We start from the raw sequence: 18634 nt of genomic DNA on the forward strand, positions 1-18634 counted from the left end.
TTCTATCGCATCTGACAAATTACAAGTGGTGTGCAGGTGGTCGATTCACCCGCCAAAGTCAAGGCCCGGCTTGTTTCAGCCCCCGGAATGTCACCCGTCGTCGGCCGATAATTCCCCCCGCCGCAGGGCTTCCCAGGCCAGCAGCCGGGGGCGCAGACTGCCCCACGCGCGCGCGTCCAGCGTGCCAGCGCACATCCGTTCGGTATCCACCCGCAGATCCTCGCCGAACTGGCGCACATTCATCAGCGCATAGAAATGCCACCATTCCTGCGCGACATCGACCGCCATCAGATCGTCAGGCGCACTGAGCGCCATCGGCAGCGGCCGGGCCGACAGCACGGCGGCGCGCTCGTCCGCCAGCCCGGCCTCGTCCATCCAGGCCGCCAGCGCATCGGCATCCATCGGCACCCCTTCCGACGCCGCATCCATCAGCCCCGCCCGGACCCGGCCCAGCACCGGCGGCAGATCCAGCCGGCAATAGGCATCCTCAACCTCGGACAACAGCCCCGGATGACGCAGCAGGATCGCCGTCAGGATTCGCATGCGCTCCTCCGTCGCCGCCAGCGCATCGAACGGCGCCGACACCACCGAGACGACAGACGGCCGGGCCGCGCCGTCCCGACGCGCCCCGCCACCCGGCCGGCGCCGATAGGTCTCGAAAAACCGGTCCACCAATGTCGAGCGGTATTCGGAGGCAAGGCTCTTGTCGGCGATCATCGCCGCCGCATCGGTCAGCCGCCGACGCAGCGCCGCCCGCTGCTCCGGCCCCGGATCGCGCACCCCCTGGGTCAGCAGGTCGAACAACACCGCACTCAACGGCCGCGCACCCTCCACCAGGGCGGCAACCGCCCCCGCGCCGCGCGTCCGCAGCAGACTGTCCGGGTCTTCCCCCTCCGGCAGGGTGCAGAAACGAACCGTCCGATCCATCGACAGCAGCGGCAACGCGGTCTCGGCCGCCTTCACCGCCGCACGCTGCCCCGCGCCATCCCCGTCGAAACACAGGATCGGCGCCGGCGCCAGACGCCACAGCTCCTCCATCTGCTCGGGGGTCAGGGCCGTGCCCAGCGGCGCCACCGCGCCCGGAAAACCCGCCTGATGCAGGGCGATAACATCCATATAGCCTTCGACGACCAGCAACTCGACCGGCGGCGCCCCACGCGGCCGCGCCATCCGCAGCGCGCCGCGGGCACGGTCCATGCCAAACAGCACCCGCCGCTTGGAAAACAGCTCGGTTTCCGGCCCGTTCAGATATTTCGGCTGCCCGTCGCCCAGGATACGCCCGCCGAACGACACCAGCGCCCCCCGCCGGTCGCGGATCGGAAACGTGACGCGGTTGAAGAACAGTTCCCCCTTCGGCCGCCCGTCCTCATCCACCCGCATCAGCCCCGCCCGCGCCAGCAGGTCGGGCGTCACGCCTTTCGGACGCAGTGCCTCCAGCAGCGCCCCCCGGCCATCGCCCGACCAGCCCAGCCCGAATCCGGCGATCGTCTCGTCGGACAGGCCGCGCCCGCGCAGATAGGCCAGCCCGCTCCGCCCTTCCGGCGCGTGCAGCCGCCGCACCCAGTCGGCCTGCACCAGCTCCAGCACCTCGGCCAGGTCGCGGGCGCGCTGCTCGTTCTCACGCTGCTGGGGGCTGGCGCGCGGCACCTCCATGCCCGCAGCCGCCGCCAGTTCGGCCACCGCCTCGGGAAACCCCCGCCCCTCGCTCTGCATCACGAACGTGATCACATCGCCATGCGCCCCACAACCGAAGCAATGGTAGTGGTCGTCATAGACGTAGAAGGACGGCGTCTTCTCGCCATGGAAGGGGCAGCACGCCTTCCAGTTCCGCCCCGAACGGACCAGCCGGGTCCGTCGCCCGATCACGGCCGCGATCGGCGTGCGGGCACGAAGCTCCTCCAGAAAGGCGGGGTCGAGTGCCACCGCGTCAGGCGGACAGCAGCGACTTGACCAGCCCGCTGGCCTGTCCCGCGTCCAGCGCCGCGCCAAAGCGCGTCTTCAGCGCCGCCATCACCTTGCCCATATCCTTCATCGAATTCGCCCCCAGTTCGGCGATCGCCTCGCGCGCCGCCGCCTCCAGCGTCGCCGCGTCCAGTTCGGCGGGCAGATAGGCGCGAATGGTCGCGATCTCGGCCTCTTCCTTCTCGGCCAGTTCCGGCCGGCCACCCTGATGATACATCGTGGCCGACTCGGTGCGCGACTTGATCATGCCGCGCAGCATCGACACGATCTCGTCCTCCGACACCTCGGCGCTCCGCGCACGGGCGGCGATGTCCACATCCTTCAGCTTCGCGTTGACCATGCGCAGGGTCGCCACCTGCGCGCTCTGCCCGGCCTTCATCGCCGCCTTGAGGTCTTCCATGAAACGTGCGCGAAGGCTCATGATCCGTCACTCCTGAATTGAGAGGCACCTACCGGACGGGGTGCCTTCGGGTAAACAGCCGGAAGATTTTTCCCACCCGACAGGGAACAATCAGGGTGGGAATTTTCTTCCCAGCCCCACGAGAGGCTGGTAGGAGATAACCCCGGAAGGAAGAATTCTCCATGCCGTCATCGATCGACCACATCATCGACCGTCTGGGCGGGGCCGACAACGCCGCCCGCCTGACCGGCGTCGGGACCGAGGCCATTCGCAAATGGCGTCAGGCCGGCGCGATTCCGCCCAAGCACTGGACGGTGATCCTGCGCCATACCGGCCTCAGCCTGTCCGACCTGCAACCCGATAGCGTGCCCCCCGACCAAGCGTCCGATGGACCGGAGACCCAGATGACCGAGCGCCAGGCTCCCGCCTCGTCCCAAGCTGCCATTCCTACGGGCGCCACCGCCGCCCTGGTGCTGGCCGACGGCACCGTGCTGTGGGGGCGCGGCTTCGGCGCGCACACGCCGGCCACCGGCGCCGCCATCGGCGAACTCTGCTTCTCCACCGGCATGACCGGCTATCAGGAAACCCTGACCGACCCGTCCTTCGCCGGCCAGATCATCACCTTCACCTTTCCGCATATCGGCAATGTCGGCACCAACGAAGCCGATGACGAGGCCACCCGCGTCGCGGCACGCGGCCTGGTCGTCAAGCAGGACCTCACCGAACCCGCCAACTGGCGCGCCACGCAGGGGCTCGATCGCTGGCTGAAGGCCCAGGGCGTCCCCGGCATCTGCGGCGTCGATACCCGCGCGATCACGCTCCGCATCCGCGACGGCGGCGCGCAGACCGCCATCCTGTCCTACCCCGCCGACGGCGCGTTCGACCTCGACGCCCTGCGCGCCCAGGCCGCCGCCTGGCCCGGCCTGGAAGGCATGGACCTGGCCCGCGACGTCACCTGCGCCCAGGCCTATCCATGGGCCGAAGGCGTATGGACCTGGCCCGGCGGCACCCTGCCCCTGCCCGAAAAACGCCGCCGCGTCGTCGCCGTCGATTACGGCGCCAAGCGCAACATCCTGCGCTGCCTGGCCAATGCCGGCTGCGACGTCACGGTCGTCCCCGCCACCGCCACGGCGGAAGAAATCCTGGCCCTCGATCCCGCCGGCGTCTTCCTCTCCAACGGCCCCGGCGACCCGGCCGCGACCGCCGCCTACGCGGTGCCGGCCATCCAGGGCGTGCTCAAGGCCGGCAAGCCGATCTTCGGCATCTGCCTCGGCCACCAGCTCCTGGCGCAGGCGCTGGGCGCGCGCACCTACAAGCTGGCGCGCGGCCATCGCGGCGCCAACCAGCCCGTCAAGGACCTGGGCACCGGCAAGGTCGAGATCACCAGCCAGAATCACGGTTTCGCGGTGGACGAATCCAGCCTGCCCGACGATGTCCGCGTGACGCATACCAGCCTGTTCGACGGCTCGAACGAAGGCATCGCCTCCACGCGCTACGCGGCCTTCTCGGTCCAGTACCACCCCGAGGCCAGCCCCGGCCCGTCGGACAGCCACTACCTGTTCGACCGCTTCGTCGCCCTGATCGACCGCACCAATCAGCCCGCCTGAAAGTCGCGCCCCATGCCCAAACGGACAGACATACGCTCGATCCTGATCATCGGCGCCGGCCCCATCGTCATCGGCCAGGCCTGTGAATTCGACTATTCCGGCGCCCAGGCCTGCAAGGCCCTGCGCGAGGAAGGCTATCGGGTCATCCTGGTCAACTCCAACCCGGCCACGATCATGACCGATCCCGGCCTGGCGGACGCCACCTATATCGAGCCGATCACCCCCGAATTCGTCGAACGCATCATCCTGCGCGAAAAGCCCGATGCGGTCCTGCCCACCATGGGCGGCCAGACGGCGCTCAACACCGCGATGGCGCTCGACAAGTCGGGCTTCCTCAAGAAGCACGGCGTCGAACTGATCGGCGCGGATGCCGAGGTGATCGACCGCGCCGAAGACCGGCAGAAATTCCGCGAGGCGATGGATGCGATCGGCATCGAAAGCCCCCGCAGCACCATCGCCCACACGCTGGACGAAGCCCGCGCGGCGCTGGAGGATGTCGGCCTGCCGGCGGTCATCCGCCCCTCCTTCACCATGGGCGGCTCGGGCGGCGGCATCGCCTATAACCGCGAGGAATTCGACCAGATCGTCGCCTCGGGCCTCGACGCCTCCCCCACCACCGAAGTCCTGATCGAGGAATCGGTGCTGGGCTGGAAGGAATTCGAGATGGAGGTGGTCCGCGACCGCGCGGACAATTGCATCATCGTCTGCTCGATCGAGAATATCGACCCGATGGGCGTGCATACCGGCGACTCCATCACCGTCGCCCCGGCGCTGACCCTGACGGACAAAGAATATCAGCGCATGCGCGACGCATCGCTGGCCTGCCTGCGCGCCATCGGCGTGGAAACCGGCGGCTCCAACGTCCAGTTCGGCATCAACCCGGCGGACGGCCGCATGGTCGTCATCGAGATGAACCCCCGCGTCTCGCGCTCGTCCGCGCTGGCCTCCAAGGCCACCGGCTTCCCCATCGCCAAGATCGCGGCCAAGCTGGCGGTCGGCTATACGCTGGACGAACTGGCCAACGACATCACCGGCTCCACCCCGGCGTCGTTCGAGCCGACCATCGACTATGTCGTGGTCAAGATCCCGCGCTTCACCTTCGAGAAATTCCCCGGCACCCCGGCCCTGCTCTCCACGAGCATGAAGTCGGTGGGCGAGGCGATGGCCATCGGCCGCTCCTTCCCCGAGGCCCTGCAAAAGGGCCTGCGCTCGATGGAAACCGGCCTCGCCGGGCTTGACCCGGTGGAAGCCCCCGGCGACGGCGGCACCGACGCCTTCCGCGCCGCCCTCTCCCAGCCCCGGCCGGAACGGATTCTCATGGCCGCCCAGGCCCTGCGCGCCGGCCTGAGCATCGAAGACATCCACGCCGCCTGCAAGTTCGAGCCCTGGTTCCTGCGCGAACTGGCCAGGATCGTGGCAGCCGAACACGCCGTGATCCGCGACGGCCTGCCGCGCGACGCCCAGGCCATGCGCCGCCTCAAGGCCATGGGCTTCTCCGATGTCCAGCTCGCCCGCCTGTCGGGCACCTCGGCGGCCGAGATCGCCACCCTGCGCACCCGTCTGGCGGTCACGCCGGTCTACAAGCGCATCGACACCTGCGCCGGCGAATTCGCCTCCGACACGCCCTATATGTATTCGACCTACGAGGGCGGGTTTGGCACGCCGGAATGCGAAAGCCGCCCCACCGACCGGCAGAAGGTGGTCATCCTCGGCGGCGGCCCCAACCGCATCGGCCAGGGCATCGAATTCGATTATTGCTGCGTCCACGCCGCCTATGCGCTGCGCGAGGCCGGGTTCGAGACCATCATGGTCAATTGCAACCCCGAGACGGTCTCGACCGACTACGACACCTCGGACCGGCTGTATTTCGAGCCCCTGACCGCCGAGGACGTCATCGCCCTGATCCGCCGCGAGCAGGAAAGCGGCACCGTGCTGGGCTGCATCGTGCAGTATGGCGGCCAGACGCCGCTGAAACTGTCCCACGCGCTGGAAGCCGCCGGCATCCCCCTGCTGGGCACGCCCGCCGACGCGATCGACCGCGCCGAGGACCGCGAGCGGTTCCAGTCCATGCTCCAGCGTCTGGGCCTGCGCCAGCCCGCCAACGGCATCGCCCGCACCCCGGCCGAGGCCGAGGACGTGGCCGACCGCATCGGCTACCCGGTGGTCATCCGCCCGTCCTACGTGCTGGGCGGCCGCGCGATGGAAATCGTCCATGACCGCACCAGCCTCCAGCGCTACATGCGCGTGGCCCTGCAACTGGCCGGCCAGGACATCGCCTCCGGCCCGGTGCTGATCGACCGCTACCTGAACGACGCGATCGAGGCCGATGTCGACTGCATCGCCGACGGGCAGGAAGTCTACGTCGCCGGCGTCATGGAACATATCGAGGAAGCCGGCATCCATTCCGGCGACAGCGCCTGCTCCCTGCCGCCCTACACCCTGTCCCCGGCCATCGTCACCGAACTCAAGGCGCAGACCGAGGCCATGGCCCGCGAACTGGGCATCGTCGGGCTGATGAACGTCCAGTACGCGATCAAGGACCAGGAGATCTTCGTCCTGGAGGTCAATCCCCGCGCCTCGCGCACCGTGCCCTTCGTCGCCAAGGCGACCGGCGTGCCGGTGGCCAAGATCGGCGCGCGGGTCATGGCGGGCGCGAAGCTGGCGGAATTCCGCCTCGACGACCGCGCGGTCGCCCCGCATGTCGCGGTCAAGGAAGCCGTCTTCCCGTTCAACCGTTTCCCGAACGTGGACACGATCCTGGGTCCGGAAATGCGCTCGACCGGCGAGGTCATGGGCCTGGACGCCTCGTTCGAGCGCGCCTTCGCCAAGTCGCAGCTCGCCGCCGGCGTGCGCCTGCCGCTGTCGGGCACGGTGTTCCTGTCGGTGCGCGGCAGCGACAAGCCGGCGGTGCCGGCGCTGGCCCGCCGCCTGGTCGATATGGGCTTCACCATCCTGGCCACGCGCGGCACCGCGCAGCACCTGCGCGACGCGGGCATTGCGGTCCAGGTGGTCAACAAGGTGCTGGAAGGGCGGCCGAACTGCGTGGACGCCATCCGCTCGGGCGAGGTGCAGATGATCATCAACACCGCCCACGGCGCGCAGTCGGTCGCGGACAGTTTCGACATCCGCCGCTCGGCCCTCATCTCGGGCATTCCCCACTTCACCACGATCGCCGGCGCCCGCGCCGCAACCCACGCGATCGCGGCGATGCGGGAAGGACCGCTTGAAGTCGCGCCGCTTCAATCCTACTTTAACGGATCGTTCTGAGCGTACCACACCCACGCCGGGAACAGGGCAGGCACCGCCGGCCCCGTTTCCGGCGCTGTCGGTCTTGTGGGATGCTCTTGTTGCAATCTGCCATGTCGGCCATCTGACCGACCTTCACCCTGGGGACGCGCCTTGCAGAAATTTCCGATGACAGGCAAGGGCCTGCAACGGCTGGAAGATGAACTTCGCAAACTCAAGAGTGAAGAGCGCCCGGCCGTGATCCGCGCGATCGCCGAAGCCCGCAGCCACGGCGACCTGTCGGAAAATGCCGAGTACCACGCCGCCCGAGACCGCCAGTCCTTCATCGAGGGCCGGATCATCGAACTGGAAGAGATCGTCTCGTCGGCCGAGGTGATCGACCCGTCCACCCTGTCGGGCGACCAGGTGAAATTCGGCGCCCAGGTCAGCCTGGTGGACGAAGAGACCGACAGGGAAGCCACCTACCAGATCGTCGGCGTGCACGAGGCCGACATCAAGCAGGGCCTGCTGTCCGTGTCCTCGCCGCTGGCCAAGTCGCTCATCGGCAAGAAGATCGGCGATACCGTCTCGGTCCCCGCCCCCGGCGGCGACCGGACCTACGAAATCCTGGCCGTCACCTACGGCTGAGGCAGCCGGTCATGATCACGCTCGATGACGTCCGGGCGGCCGCCGCCCGGATCGAGGGGCGCGTGCTGCGCACCCCCACGGTTCCCTCGCACGCCCTGTCGAAGGCGACAGGCGCGGAGATCGTGCTCAAGCTGGACAATCTCCAGGCCGTGGGCTCGTTCAAGGAACGCGGCGCCGCCAACAAACTGGCGCTGCTGACATCCGAGGAACGCGGGCGCGGCGTCATCACCGTCTCGGCCGGCAACCACGCGCAGGGCGTCGCCCGCCATGCCGCGCTGCTGGGCATCGACGCGGTCATCGTCATGCCGCGCTTCACCCCCGCCGCCAAGGTCACGCGCACCGCCGCGTGGGGCGCGCGCGTGGTGCTGCACGGCGACAATTTCGCCGAAGCCACCGCCCATGCCGACGCCCTGTGCGCGGCGGAAGGCCGCGTCTTCGTCCACCCGTACGACGACCCGGCGGTCATGGCCGGCCAGGGCACCTTCGCGCTCGAACTGCTCGAGGATGCCGGCCCGCTGGATGTCTTCGTCGGCCCCATCGGCGGCGGCGGCCTGCTCTCGGGCTGCGCCGTAGCCGGCGCTGCCCTGCGGCCGGAGATGGACATCGTCGGCGTGCAGGTCGAAGCCTATTCCTCCCTCTCCGACTTCCCCGGCGACGAGCTCACACCGCCCGGCGGCGCCACGATCGCCGAGGGCATCGCGGTCCTGCGCATCGGCCGCCAGCCGCTTTCGGTCATCCGTGATCACGTCTCGCGCGTGCTGGTGGTGCCGGAACGCGCGGTCGAGGACGCCATCACCCTGATGGCCGAGGGCGCCAAGCAGGTCAGCGAAGGTGCTGGCGCCGCGGCCCTGGCGGCCGTGCTGACCTACCCGGAACTGTTCCGTGGCAAGCGCGTCGCCCTGCCCGTCACCGGCGGCAATATCGACAGCCGCATCCTGGCCAACACCCTGCTGCGCACGCTGCTGCGCGACGGCCGCCTGCTGTGCCTCAAGATGGACATCCCCGACCGCCCGGGCGTGCTGGCCGACATCTCGCGCACGATCGGCGATGCCGGCGGCAACATCATCGAGGTCTCGCACCAGCGCCTGTTCACCGCCGCCAGCGTCCAGGCCGCCGAACTGGAAGTGATGATCGAGGCCCGCGACCCGCTGCACGCCCAGCAGATCATGGACGAACTGGCCAAGACCTACATCGTCCGCCGGGTCTGACCCACCCTTCCTTGCCATCGCCCCCACACACCGATATCGTCCCGAAACGATCGAACCGGGCGTGGGGGCGCATGGACAATCCGACAAAGCTGGACGCCCGACAGGTCGGCGCCGATGCCCTGCCGGTCATCTCGATCGCCGGCCTCTGCGCGGCCGATCCCGCGGAACGTCAGGCCGTCGGCGACGCCCTGCGCGCCGCCTGCACGCAGACCGGCTTCTTCTACTGCACCGATCACGGCGTACCACAGGGCCTGATCGACGCCGTGCTGGCGGAAAGCCGGCATTTCTTCGCCCTGCCGACGGCAGACAAGACCCGTCTCGACAAATCCCTGTCCTCCTGCAATCGCGGCTACGAACCGCTCCGCAACCAGACGCTCGAAGCTGGCACCCCGCCCGACCTCAAGGAAGGCTTCTATATCGGCGCCGAGCAGCCGGAATCGGGCGGGCTGCGCTTCAACCAGGGGCCCAACCAGTGGCCCATGGCCATGCCCGGCTTCCGTCCGACGATGATGGCCTATTCCGCCGCCCTGACCGTCATCGCGGAGCGGCTGATGCAGGGCCTGGCCCTGTCCCTCGGACTGGCGGAAGATTTTTTCAGCACCTATTGCCGCGATCCCCAGATCACGCTGCGGCTGCTGCATTACCCGCCCCAGCCCGCCAACCCGCAACCCGGCGAGAAAGGCTGCGGCGCCCACACCGATTTCGGCGGCCTCACCCTCCTGCTCCAGGACGGGAGCGGCGGCCTGCAAGTGCGCGGGCCGGATGATGGCTGGATTCACGCCACCCCCATCCCCGGCAGCTTCGTCGTCAATCTGGGCGACATGATCGCGCGCTGGACCAACGACCGCTACCGCTCCACGCTGCACCGCGTCGTCAACACCTCCGGCGGCGACCGCTACTCCGTACCCTTCTTCTACACGGGCAACGCCGACTACACGGTCTCCTGCCTGCCCGGCTGCCTCGCACCGGGCGAAACCCCGCGTTACCCGCCCGTCACCGTGCAGGACCATCTGCGCGCCATGTATCGCCGCACCTATGGCTGATACCGGTGCCGAGCCGCTCCTGCTCATCCACGGCGCCTGGCAGGGCGCATGGGTCTGGGACGGCTTCCGCGCGGCGCTCGCCCGGCGCGGCGACCACCGCCCGGCCATCGCGGTCGATCTCCCCGGCAACGGCGCCGACGGCGCGCCGCCCGCCACCGCTTCCCTGCCGGCCTATCTGGACCATCTCGACCGGGTCGTCGCCGGCATCGGGCGCCCGTTCAGCATCGTCGCCCATTCCGGCGGCGGGGTCGTCGCCTCGGCCCTAGCCGAGCGGCACCCCGGCCTGACGCGCCGGCTGGTCTATATCGCCGGCATGATGCTGCCGTCGGAGACGGGCTTCGCGGCCATGGTCAACCACCTGCTGCCCACCGACCCGACCGCCTCCGGCGTCACCCCATGGCTCGACTGGCCGGTACCGGGCGCAATCTCCGTCGTCCCGCCGGAAGCCGCCATCGCCTTCTTCCTCCAGGACTGCCCCCCGGCTCTCGCGGTGCCGGCCTCCCGCCGCCTCACGCCACAGGGCGAACGCGGCCGCGCCCTGACCGCGCATCTCACACCGGAGCGTTTCGGCACCATCCCGCGCCTCTACGTCCAGGCCCTCCGCGACAGGTCCGTCACCCTGCCGTTGCAGCGCCTCATGTGCGAACGGCTCCCCGGCGCGACCATCCGCACCATCGACACCGGCCACGCCCCCCACGTCGTCGCCCCGGATGCGCTGCTCGACATCCTGCTGCCCTTCCTCGATTCCCCCGGATGACCCGCATCCGGCTGCCCGCCTCCCGCATGGCCACACGCCGGGGTCTCCTGCACATGGCCACCGCCGCCTCGGTCGCCACGACCCTCCCCGGCCGCGCCACCGCCCGCGACCTCCCGCCCGACGACCCGACCCTGGCCAGGCTGACCGCCCAATGGTCCACACCACCCCTCCCCCCGATCCGCGAGGAAGATGCCCTCCTCGCCATCGCACATATCAGCCCGGTCACCGATGGCGGCTGGAGTTCGCTGCATAACCGCGCGGTCCAGGCCGTCCACGCCGCCTTCCCGCGCCTGCGCACCGTCTGGGTGGAAAATGTCCCGTTCTCGGCCGACGCCGAACGCATCCTCCGCCAGTTCGTGGCCGAGGGCGCGAACATGGTCCTGGCCGGCGCCGATTACGGCGATTTCCTCACCGAAGTCGCCGAACGCGCGCCGGAGGTCGCCTTCGTACAGTGCGACAGCAACCGCCTGGCCCATAATGTCGGCTGGTACTATATCGCGCACTGGTATGCGTCCTACGTCATCGGCATCGCCGCCGGCCGGCTGACGCGCACCGGCCGCCTCGGCTTCATCGCGTCCTTCCCGCTGCCCAGCGTCTATGGCAGCGCCAACGCGCTGCTGCTCGGCGCACGCTCCGTCCGTCCCGACACGACCATGCATGTCGTATCCATCAACGCCTGGTTCGACCCGCAGGGCGCGCTGGGCGCGGCGGCCGCCCTGGCCGACAATGGATGCGACGTCCTGGCCGGCATCATGGACGAGCCCAGCTATCTGCGCCTCGCCCAGCAGCGCGGCCTGTGGGGCATCATGTCCAGCACCGACCAGCGCGCGAGCGGCCCCGACGCCTATCTCAGCTCCGTCGTCTACGATTTCCGGAATTATTACGTCGATCAGGTCCGCGCCCGCCTGAACGGAAGCTGGACCCCGACCGCCCGATTGCTGCCGCTCGGCGCCGGCGTCGATCGCGATGCGTGGGGCGCGCGGGTGCCCGAGGCCGTGCGGCGGCAGGCCGATGCCGCGCGTGACCGGATCATGGCCGGCTGGTCCCCCTTCGTCGGCCCGCTACGCGATACGCACGACCGTATCCGCGTAGCATCCGGCGAACGCATGGACGATTTCAGCCTCTATCACTGGAACTGGCCCCTGAACGGGGTCCACGGCCTGGACTGACGCCCCGCCCGATCCGCGACCGGGCGGCTCAGGTCTCGTCGATGGTAAACCCGACCTTCAGCGTCACCTGATAATGGCCCACCTGGCCATTGACCACATGGCCGCGCGTATTCACCACTTCGAACCAGCGGATCGCATGCACGCTGTCGGAAGCACGCGACAGCGCGCTGCCGATCGCGGCTTCGATCGTGTCGGGCGACGAACCCACCAGTTCGACCACCTTGTAGACATGTCCGGACATGATGTTCCTCCCTGTCCCGAGAGGCTGTTCCAACAGCCTCCGACAGAGGAACAACGGCTCCCGCCAGTCCGGGTTCCAGCCGGCTACTTGGTGCCGAACAACCGGTCCCCGGCATCGCCCAGGCCGGGCCGGATATAGCCGTGCGCGTCCAGTTCGCGGTCGATGGAGCAGGTAATGATCTTCACGTCGGGATGCGCCGCCGAGAGAAACGCCACCCCTTCCGGCGCCGCCAGCAGGCATACGAAGACAAGCTGCCGCGCCCCCGCGGCCTTCAGCCGGTCGATCGCCGCGGCGGCACTGTGCCCCGTCGCCAGCATCGGATCGACGACGATGCAGACCCGCACGTCGATATCCTCGGGCAGCTTCATGTAATATTCGACCGGCTCCAGCGATTCCGGGTCACGAAACAGGCCGATATGCCCCACCCGGGCGGCCGGCAGCAGATCGAGCATCCCGTCCAGAATGCCGTTGCCCGCCCGCAGGATCGACACCAGGCAGAGCTTCTTGCCCGAGAGCAGGCGCCCTTCCATGTGCTCCAGCGGCGTTTCGATCTCCACCGTCTCCAGCGGCAGGTCCCGCGTGGCCTCATAGGCCATCAGCAGGCTGATCTCGCGCGTCAGGCGGCGGAACCCCGCCGTCGACGTGCTCACCTGCCGCAGCCGGGTCAGCTTGTGCTGAACCAGAGGATGATCCAGCACCACCACGGGCGCGGAAGGGGGGGTAATCACATTCTCGCTCATCCTGCCCTTTTACGGCAGATCGTGGCGCAACCGAAAGGGCTACCCGCCCGCTCAGGCGGCGTCAGGCACAAAATTCAACGCCAGCCCGTTGATGCAATAGCGCAGCCCGGTCGGCCGCGGCCCGTCGGGGAAAAGATGCCCCAGATGCCCCTGGCAGGACGCGCAATGGATTTCGGTCCTGACCATCCCGTGACTGGTATCGGTATGGCTTTCCACCGCATGCGGCAGCACGTCATAATAGGAGGGCCAGCCGCTGCCGCTGTCATATTTGGCCTCGGAGCGGAACAGCGGCGTGCCGCAGGCCGCGCAACGATAAAGCCCCGCCCGCTTTTCATGGTTCAGCGGGCTCGATCCGGGGCGTTCGGTGCCATGGTCGCGCATCACGCGGATCTGGTCCGGCGTCAGCGGGCCGCAGCCACTGCCGCAGGCCGGGCCATCCGTCAGGTTCGCTTCGTTCGATGTCATTACGCTTCCTCCATCCGGGGCACCAATCTCTCGGGAGCCCGTGCCGGGCCATTCGCAATCCCGGTAATCGGTGCCATCATGGGCGACAAAATAACGGGAGAGAATACCCATGGCCGACCAGACTCACCTCCACCCCCGCCGTCCCGTCATGCTCGTCATTCTCGACGGCTTCGGCTGGCGCGAGGACGTGGCCGACAACGCCGTGCGCGCGGCCTCCACCCCCACTTTCGACCGCCTGTGGCAGGAAGGCCCCCATGCCTTCCTCAAGACATGTGGCGAGGATGTCGGCCTTCCGGAAGGGCAGATGGGCAATTCCGAGGTCGGCCACCTCAATATCGGTGCCGGCCGCGTCGTCATGCAGGAACTGCCGCGCATCTTCGCCGCCATCCGCGACGGCAGCCTGGCAACCAACCCGGCCCTGACCGACCTGATCGCGGCGGTGAAAAAAACCGGCGGCACCTGCCACCTGATGGGCCTGGTCTCGGCAGGCGGCGTGCATTCCCACCAGGACCACGCCGTGGCGCTCGCCAGGACCCTCGCCAATAACGGCGTGCCGGTCGCCTTCCACATCTTCACCGACGGCCGCGACACCCCCCCGCATTCGGGCCGCGACTACGTCACCCGCCTGCTCAACGACCTGCCGCCCACCGTCACCATCGCCACCATCTCGGGCCGCTATTTCGCCATGGACCGCGACCGGCGGTGGGACCGGGTGGAAAAGGCGTACGACGCCGTCGTCGCCGCCCAGGGCCCGCACGGCGAAGACCCGCTGGCCGTGCTCGACGCCGCCTACAAGGCCGGCACGACCGATGAGTTCCTGCCGCCGACCGTCCTCGGCGCCTATGGCGGCATGAAGGATGGCGATGCCGTCCTGTCCTTCAATTTCCGCGCCGACCGCATCCGCCAGTTGCTGGATGCGGTGCTGGAGAAGGATTTCCAGGGTTTCCCCCACTCGCGCGTGGTCCAGGTCTCGGCCGCCGTCGGCATGACGCGCTACAGCGACCGCCTGGCGGCCCTGATCGGCGTTCTGTTCCCTCCGCAGTCGCTGGACGACCTGCTGGGCGACGTGGTCTCCAGGGCCGGCAAGCGCCAGTTACGCATGGCCGAAACCGAGAAATATCCCCACGTCACCTACTTCCTCAATGGCGGCAAGGAAGGCGAACTGCCGGGCGAAGACCGGATCATGGTCCCCTCGCCCAAGGTCGCGACCTACGACCTCAAGCCGGAAATGTCGGCGCCCGAACTCACCGAAAAGGCCGTCCAGGCCATCAACAGCGGCACCTACGACCTGATCATCCTCAACTACGCCAACCCCGACATGGTCGGGCACACGGGCGTCTTCAGCGCGGCGGTCAAGGCGATCGAGGCGGTGGACCGGGGCCTCAAGCAACTGGTCGAGGCCGTGCATCGCCAGCGCGGCGCCATCCTGGTCACCGCCGATCACGGCAATGCCGAGATGATGTTCGACCCCGAGACCGGCGGCCCGCACACGGCCCACACCCTCAACGTGGTCCCCGTGGTGCTGTCCGGCGCGCGGGAAGTCACCCTGCATGACGGCCGCCTGTCCGACATCGCCCCCACCCTGCTGGCCCTGATGGGCCTGCCGCAACCGGATGCGATGACGGGAACATCGCTGCTGGTGCCGAAGCACGGCTTCTGAGATGTCCGTTTGTAAACGCGCGCCGGCGGCCATCCTGCGCGCGTTTACGCCACGCCGGTGCCTGCGGCCCACACGGCCGCTGCATCTCTCGCTCCCGACCATCGGTCTGGCCACCGGACTGCTCGCCGGACTGACTGTTCCCGACCCGTCCGATGCGGCCCCGCCGCACACGTCCCACCCCGGCCCACACCACCATGCCGCACCGCACGCCAGCCAAAGCGCGGCCGCCGACCACGCCGCCGCCGCCGCGCGCCGCGCGGTGGCGCAGGCCCATGCCGCCCAGCAGGCGCTGATTGCCCGCCAGCAGCTTCAGGCCCGCGACCTTGCGGCCCGCACCGCCGCCCGCGACGCCGCCCGCGCCCAGGCCCGGCAGGACGCCGCCAGAGCCGCCGCCCTGTCGGAGGCAACGGTCGACGCCACCACGCAATTGCAGCAGACCGAACAGCAGACCGCCGACCTGAGCGACCGCGTGGCCACCCTGCGGGCCGAGCAGGCCCAACTCCGCGCGGAACTGAGCCGCGACTCGGCGGCAGTCACCCCCATGCTGCCGCTCGCGGCACGGCTGGCGCGCTATCCCGCCGATACGCTGCTGGCCGCCCCGGTCCCGCCCGACCGCGCCATCGCGGGCCTGCTGGTCATCCAGGGCCTCTCGGCGCAGCTCGAACAGCGGGCCAACGCCATCCGTACCCGCCGCGCCATCCTGGCAAAACTGGATTCCGACCTGGCAGCCAAGGGCACGCAACTGGCGGCACTCCAGCAGAAGCAGGCCGCCCAGCGCGACAGCGTCGCCCGCGCCGCCGAGGCCGCACGCCAGGCCCAGCAACGTTCCAACAGCGCCGCCACCCAGGCCGCCCGCCGGGTCGAGGACGCAACGCGCAAGGCCAGCAGCCTGCAAGACGCCGTCAACCGGATCGAAGCCCTGGAAAAAGCAGCCGAGGACCAGTTGGAACAAGCCGCCCAGGCCGCCATCCGCGCCCACCGCGCCGACGAGGCCGCGGCCGCCCGCGCCCGCGCCGCCGCCATCGCCCAGGGGCCTGGCCCCGGCCTCACCACGCCGCCACCGGGCACGCCGGCCGGGCGCAGGGCGCCGGTACCGGGCACCATCGTCACCGCCTGGGGCGCCACGACCGAGGCCGGGCCGGCATCCGGCATCACCTACGCCCCCCCTTCGGCCGCCACGGTGCGCGCGCCCTGCGCCGGGCAGATCGATTTCGCCGGCGCCTTCCGCTCCTACGGCCAGATGGTCATCCTCAATTGCGGGCGCCATTACCGTTTCGTGCTGGCGGGGCTGGGCGCGCTCGCCGTCTCGACCGGCCAGGCGCTCGCCCACGGCGCCCCGCTGGGCCGCATGCCCGACTGGTCCGGCCAGGGCGCGCGGCCGACCCTGTTCGTGCAGTTGCGGCACGGCGGCGGGGCGGTCGATCCCGCTCCGTTTCTATAGTCCTTTCTCTCGGCGGTTTCCGCCCGGCGCGAGTTCGGTATAAGATCGTCCCAATGACGATGGTCCGGGCCGTTTCCCGACGGCACGGGCTCCACCCGTCCACGGCAGGGGCGGTTTCACTCAGGAGACGCACGGTATGACGTTCCGCACCGGCCTGCTGCTTGGCTGCGCCTTTCTGGCGGGCATCGCGGCGGGGCCACAGATCGCCCACCTCCCCCTCTCCGGAGGGCATAGCCTGACATCCAACGCCCTCGCCGCCAGCCTGGCCAAGGACAGCGATTCGGATTCCCCGGCCGAGAATTTCCGCCTCCTGTCGCTGTTCGGCCATGTGCTGGAACAGGTGAAGGCGAATTACGTCGATCAGGTCTCCAACCGCGAACTGATCATCAACGCGCTGAACGGCATGCTGAGCGGCCTCGACCCGCACAGCTCCTACATGACCGAAAAACAGTACGCCGACCTGCAAACCCGCACGAAGGGCGAGTTCGGCGGCCTGGGGCTGGAAGTCCAAGCCGATGACAGCCACATCCGCGTCGTCTCGCCGATCGACGACACGCCCGCCGCCAAGGCCGGCATCAAGACCGGCGACTATATCGTCGCCATCGACGGCAAGAACATCGACGGCCTGCCGCTGGACGAGGCCGTGCAGCGCATGCGCGGCAAGCCGGATACCAAGATCACCCTGACCCTCATCCGCGAAAAGACACCCAAGCCGATCATCGTGACGATGACGCGGGCGGTCATCCACATCCAGGTGATCAAATCGGCCCTCTATGATTCAACGGGCTATATCCGGGTGTCCGAGTTCAACGAGGAAACCACGCCGGGGCTGGAAGCCGCCTATCGCAAGCTGAAGGCCGAGGCCCACGGCCACCTCACCGGGCTGGTGCTGGACCTGCGCTCCGATCCCGGCGGCCTGCTCAACCAGGCGATCGGCGTCAGCGCCGATTTCATCCGCAATGGAGAGATCGTCTCGACCCGCGCCCGCCACGCGCAGGAGAGCCAGCGGTGGGACGCCCACGGCACCGACATCACCGACGGCCTGCCGATGGTGGTGCTGATCAATGGCGGCTCGGCCTCGGCCAGCGAGATCGTCGCCGGCGCCCTGCAAGACCATCAGCGCGCCGTGCTGGTCGGCGAGAAATCCTTCGGCAAGGGCTCGGTGCAGACCATCCTGCCCATCCCCGGCGACGGCGCGCTGCGCCTGACCACGGCGCGCTACTACACGCCGTCCGGCCGATCCATCCAGGGCCTGGGCATCGTCCCCGACGTGACGGTGCGCGAAACGCGCGAGGACCCCGGCTACAGCATCCGCGAAGCCGATCTCAGCCACATCATCAAGAACCAGGGCGGCAACACCGCCAAACCGCCGACACGGGTCGATCTGCCGTCGATCGTCTCGTCCATCCCCAACGAACCGCCGGCCAACTGGCCCGCCTTCGACATGACCAAGCCCGCGACCGACTTCCAGTTGCAGCAGGGGCTCAAGATCGTGCGCGCCATGGCCACCGGCCAGCATACGGCGGCCGCCACGCCGACCAACCCGCCGCATCATGACTGACGCGGCGTCCCTGCCCTACCGCCGCAATGTCGGGGCCATGCTGTTCAACGACCGAGGCCAGATCCTGATCGGCCGGCGCACCGACCAGCCCGGCGCCGGCGGCCCGCTGTCCGAAGGCGTCTGGCAATGCCCGCAAGGCGGCATCGACGCGGGCGAGGCCCCCGAACAGGCCGTCCTGCGCGAACTGCACGAGGAAATCGGCACCAACCGCGCCGAAATCCTCGCCGTCCACCCGCAATGGCTGACCTACGACCTGCCACCCGCCCTGCTCGGCAAGGTCCTTGGCGGCCGCTATCGCGGCCAGACCCAGAAATGGTTCGCGCTGCGCTTCACCGGCACCGACGCCGACATCCGCCTCGACGCCCACCAGCCGGCGGAATTCGACGCCTGGCAATGGATCGACCTCGCCACGCTGCCCGACCGCAATGTCGGCTTCAAACGCCCCATCTACCAGACCCTGACCCAGGATTTCGCGCCCTACGCACACCCCCGCCCCTGACCCCGGCC

The 18634-nt window shown here is 69.0% G+C and carries 16 protein-coding genes; 11 read left to right on the top strand and 5 right to left on the bottom strand.

The annotated features are described in order from the left end of the window. Nucleotides 1-90: 90 nt before the first annotated feature. Nucleotides 91-1923, bottom strand: a complete 1833-nt coding sequence (dnaG, locus tag ABF821_RS06390) for a DNA primase (protein ID WP_415529431.1) — start codon at nucleotides 1921-1923, stop codon at nucleotides 91-93. A gap of 4 nt (nucleotides 1924-1927) precedes the next feature. Then, nucleotides 1928-2383 carry a GatB/YqeY domain-containing protein gene (locus ABF821_RS06395; RefSeq protein WP_415529432.1) on the bottom strand — a complete coding sequence of 152 codons (456 nt, stop codon included), beginning with the start codon at nucleotides 2381-2383 and terminating at the stop codon, nucleotides 1928-1930. Nucleotides 2384-2544: 161 nt separating this feature from the next. Here ABF821_RS06395 and carA point away from each other — a divergent pair, with 161 nt between their 5' ends. From carA to ABF821_RS06430, 7 genes are all read left to right on the top strand, one after another. Further along, complete coding sequence (gene carA / locus ABF821_RS06400; protein ID WP_415529433.1) at nucleotides 2545-3969, top strand: glutamine-hydrolyzing carbamoyl-phosphate synthase small subunit; 1425 nt, start codon at nucleotides 2545-2547, stop codon at nucleotides 3967-3969. Nucleotides 3970-3981: 12 nt separating this feature from the next. Continuing rightward, complete coding sequence (carB, locus tag ABF821_RS06405; protein WP_415529434.1) at nucleotides 3982-7236, top strand: carbamoyl-phosphate synthase large subunit; 3255 nt, start codon at nucleotides 3982-3984, stop codon at nucleotides 7234-7236. Nucleotides 7237-7368: 132 nt separating this feature from the next. Next, on the top strand, nucleotides 7369-7842 hold the full coding sequence (gene greA, locus ABF821_RS06410) for a transcription elongation factor GreA (protein WP_415529436.1): 474 nt from the start codon (nucleotides 7369-7371) through the stop codon (nucleotides 7840-7842). A gap of 11 nt (nucleotides 7843-7853) precedes the next feature. Next, the gene (locus ABF821_RS06415) at nucleotides 7854-9050 is read left to right on the top strand and encodes a threonine ammonia-lyase (RefSeq protein WP_415529437.1); all 1197 of its coding nucleotides are present in this window, start codon (nucleotides 7854-7856) and stop codon (nucleotides 9048-9050) included. 71 nt (nucleotides 9051-9121) lie between these two features. After that, the gene (locus tag ABF821_RS06420; RefSeq protein ID WP_415529438.1) at nucleotides 9122-10093 is read left to right on the top strand and encodes an isopenicillin N synthase family dioxygenase; all 972 of its coding nucleotides are present in this window, start codon (nucleotides 9122-9124) and stop codon (nucleotides 10091-10093) included. Then, the gene (locus tag ABF821_RS06425) at nucleotides 10086-10850 is read left to right on the top strand and encodes an alpha/beta fold hydrolase (RefSeq protein WP_415529439.1); all 765 of its coding nucleotides are present in this window, start codon (nucleotides 10086-10088) and stop codon (nucleotides 10848-10850) included. Before ABF821_RS06420 ends, ABF821_RS06425 begins: the two co-directional genes overlap by 8 nt. Beyond that, nucleotides 10847-12019, top strand: coding sequence for a BMP family ABC transporter substrate-binding protein (locus ABF821_RS06430; RefSeq protein WP_415529440.1), 1173 nt, complete (start codon nucleotides 10847-10849; stop codon nucleotides 12017-12019). The genes ABF821_RS06425 and ABF821_RS06430 overlap by 4 nt, the downstream gene beginning before the upstream one ends. A 28-nt stretch (nucleotides 12020-12047) precedes the next feature. On the opposite strand, the gene ABF821_RS06435 is transcribed toward ABF821_RS06430, so the two are convergent. From ABF821_RS06435 to msrB, 3 genes are all read right to left on the bottom strand, one after another. Beyond that, a complete protein-coding gene (locus ABF821_RS06435) occupies nucleotides 12048-12263 on the bottom strand; it encodes a dodecin (protein ID WP_342767963.1) in 216 nt (71 codons plus the stop codon). Nucleotides 12264-12343: 80 nt separating this feature from the next. Then, complete coding sequence (gene upp / locus ABF821_RS06440) at nucleotides 12344-13000, bottom strand: uracil phosphoribosyltransferase (protein WP_182972219.1); 657 nt, start codon at nucleotides 12998-13000, stop codon at nucleotides 12344-12346. A gap of 51 nt (nucleotides 13001-13051) precedes the next feature. Further along, entirely contained in the window at nucleotides 13052-13465 is a 414-nt protein-coding gene (msrB, locus tag ABF821_RS06445; RefSeq protein WP_182972220.1) for a peptide-methionine (R)-S-oxide reductase MsrB, read from the bottom strand. Nucleotides 13466-13574: 109 nt separating this feature from the next. Here msrB and gpmI point away from each other — a divergent pair, with 109 nt between their 5' ends. From gpmI to ABF821_RS06465, 4 genes are all read left to right on the top strand, one after another. After that, a complete protein-coding gene (gene gpmI / locus ABF821_RS06450) occupies nucleotides 13575-15125 on the top strand; it encodes a 2,3-bisphosphoglycerate-independent phosphoglycerate mutase (RefSeq protein ID WP_415529441.1) in 1551 nt (516 codons plus the stop codon). Between the two features lies 1 nt (nucleotide 15126). Then, on the top strand, nucleotides 15127-16566 hold the full coding sequence (locus ABF821_RS06455; RefSeq protein WP_415529442.1) for a murein hydrolase activator EnvC family protein: 1440 nt from the start codon (nucleotides 15127-15129) through the stop codon (nucleotides 16564-16566). A 136-nt stretch (nucleotides 16567-16702) separates the two neighbouring features. Continuing rightward, the gene (locus ABF821_RS06460; protein WP_415529443.1) at nucleotides 16703-18127 is read left to right on the top strand and encodes a S41 family peptidase; all 1425 of its coding nucleotides are present in this window, start codon (nucleotides 16703-16705) and stop codon (nucleotides 18125-18127) included. After that, nucleotides 18120-18626, top strand: a complete 507-nt coding sequence (locus tag ABF821_RS06465; RefSeq protein ID WP_415529444.1) for an RNA pyrophosphohydrolase — start codon at nucleotides 18120-18122, stop codon at nucleotides 18624-18626. The genes ABF821_RS06460 and ABF821_RS06465 overlap by 8 nt, the downstream gene beginning before the upstream one ends. Nucleotides 18627-18634: the final 8 nt, after the last annotated feature.

Origin of the sequence: Gluconacetobacter sp. (genome assembly GCF_047721585.1) — a bacterium.
Lineage (GTDB): Bacteria > Pseudomonadota > Alphaproteobacteria > Acetobacterales > Acetobacteraceae > Gluconacetobacter > Gluconacetobacter dulcium.

Coding starts and splice junctions, on each gene's coding strand:
- ABF821_RS06395 (WP_415529432.1), bottom strand. CDS start 2,383: ATGAGCCTTCGCGCACGTTTCATGGAAGACCTCAAGGCGGCGATGAAG.
- carA (WP_415529433.1), top strand. CDS start 2,545: ATGCCGTCATCGATCGACCACATCATCGACCGTCTGGGCGGGGCCGAC.
- carB (WP_415529434.1), top strand. CDS start 3,982: ATGCCCAAACGGACAGACATACGCTCGATCCTGATCATCGGCGCCGGC.
- ABF821_RS06415 (WP_415529437.1), top strand. CDS start 7,854: ATGATCACGCTCGATGACGTCCGGGCGGCCGCCGCCCGGATCGAGGGG.
- ABF821_RS06420 (WP_415529438.1), top strand. CDS start 9,122: ATGGACAATCCGACAAAGCTGGACGCCCGACAGGTCGGCGCCGATGCC.
- ABF821_RS06425 (WP_415529439.1), top strand. CDS start 10,086: ATGGCTGATACCGGTGCCGAGCCGCTCCTGCTCATCCACGGCGCCTGG.
- ABF821_RS06430 (WP_415529440.1), top strand. CDS start 10,847: ATGACCCGCATCCGGCTGCCCGCCTCCCGCATGGCCACACGCCGGGGT.
- upp (WP_182972219.1), bottom strand. CDS start 13,000: ATGAGCGAGAATGTGATTACCCCCCCTTCCGCGCCCGTGGTGGTGCTG.
- msrB (WP_182972220.1), bottom strand. CDS start 13,465: ATGACATCGAACGAAGCGAACCTGACGGATGGCCCGGCCTGCGGCAGT.
- gpmI (WP_415529441.1), top strand. CDS start 13,575: ATGGCCGACCAGACTCACCTCCACCCCCGCCGTCCCGTCATGCTCGTC.
- ABF821_RS06455 (WP_415529442.1), top strand. CDS start 15,127: ATGTCCGTTTGTAAACGCGCGCCGGCGGCCATCCTGCGCGCGTTTACG.
- ABF821_RS06460 (WP_415529443.1), top strand. CDS start 16,703: ATGACGTTCCGCACCGGCCTGCTGCTTGGCTGCGCCTTTCTGGCGGGC.
- ABF821_RS06465 (WP_415529444.1), top strand. CDS start 18,120: ATGACTGACGCGGCGTCCCTGCCCTACCGCCGCAATGTCGGGGCCATG.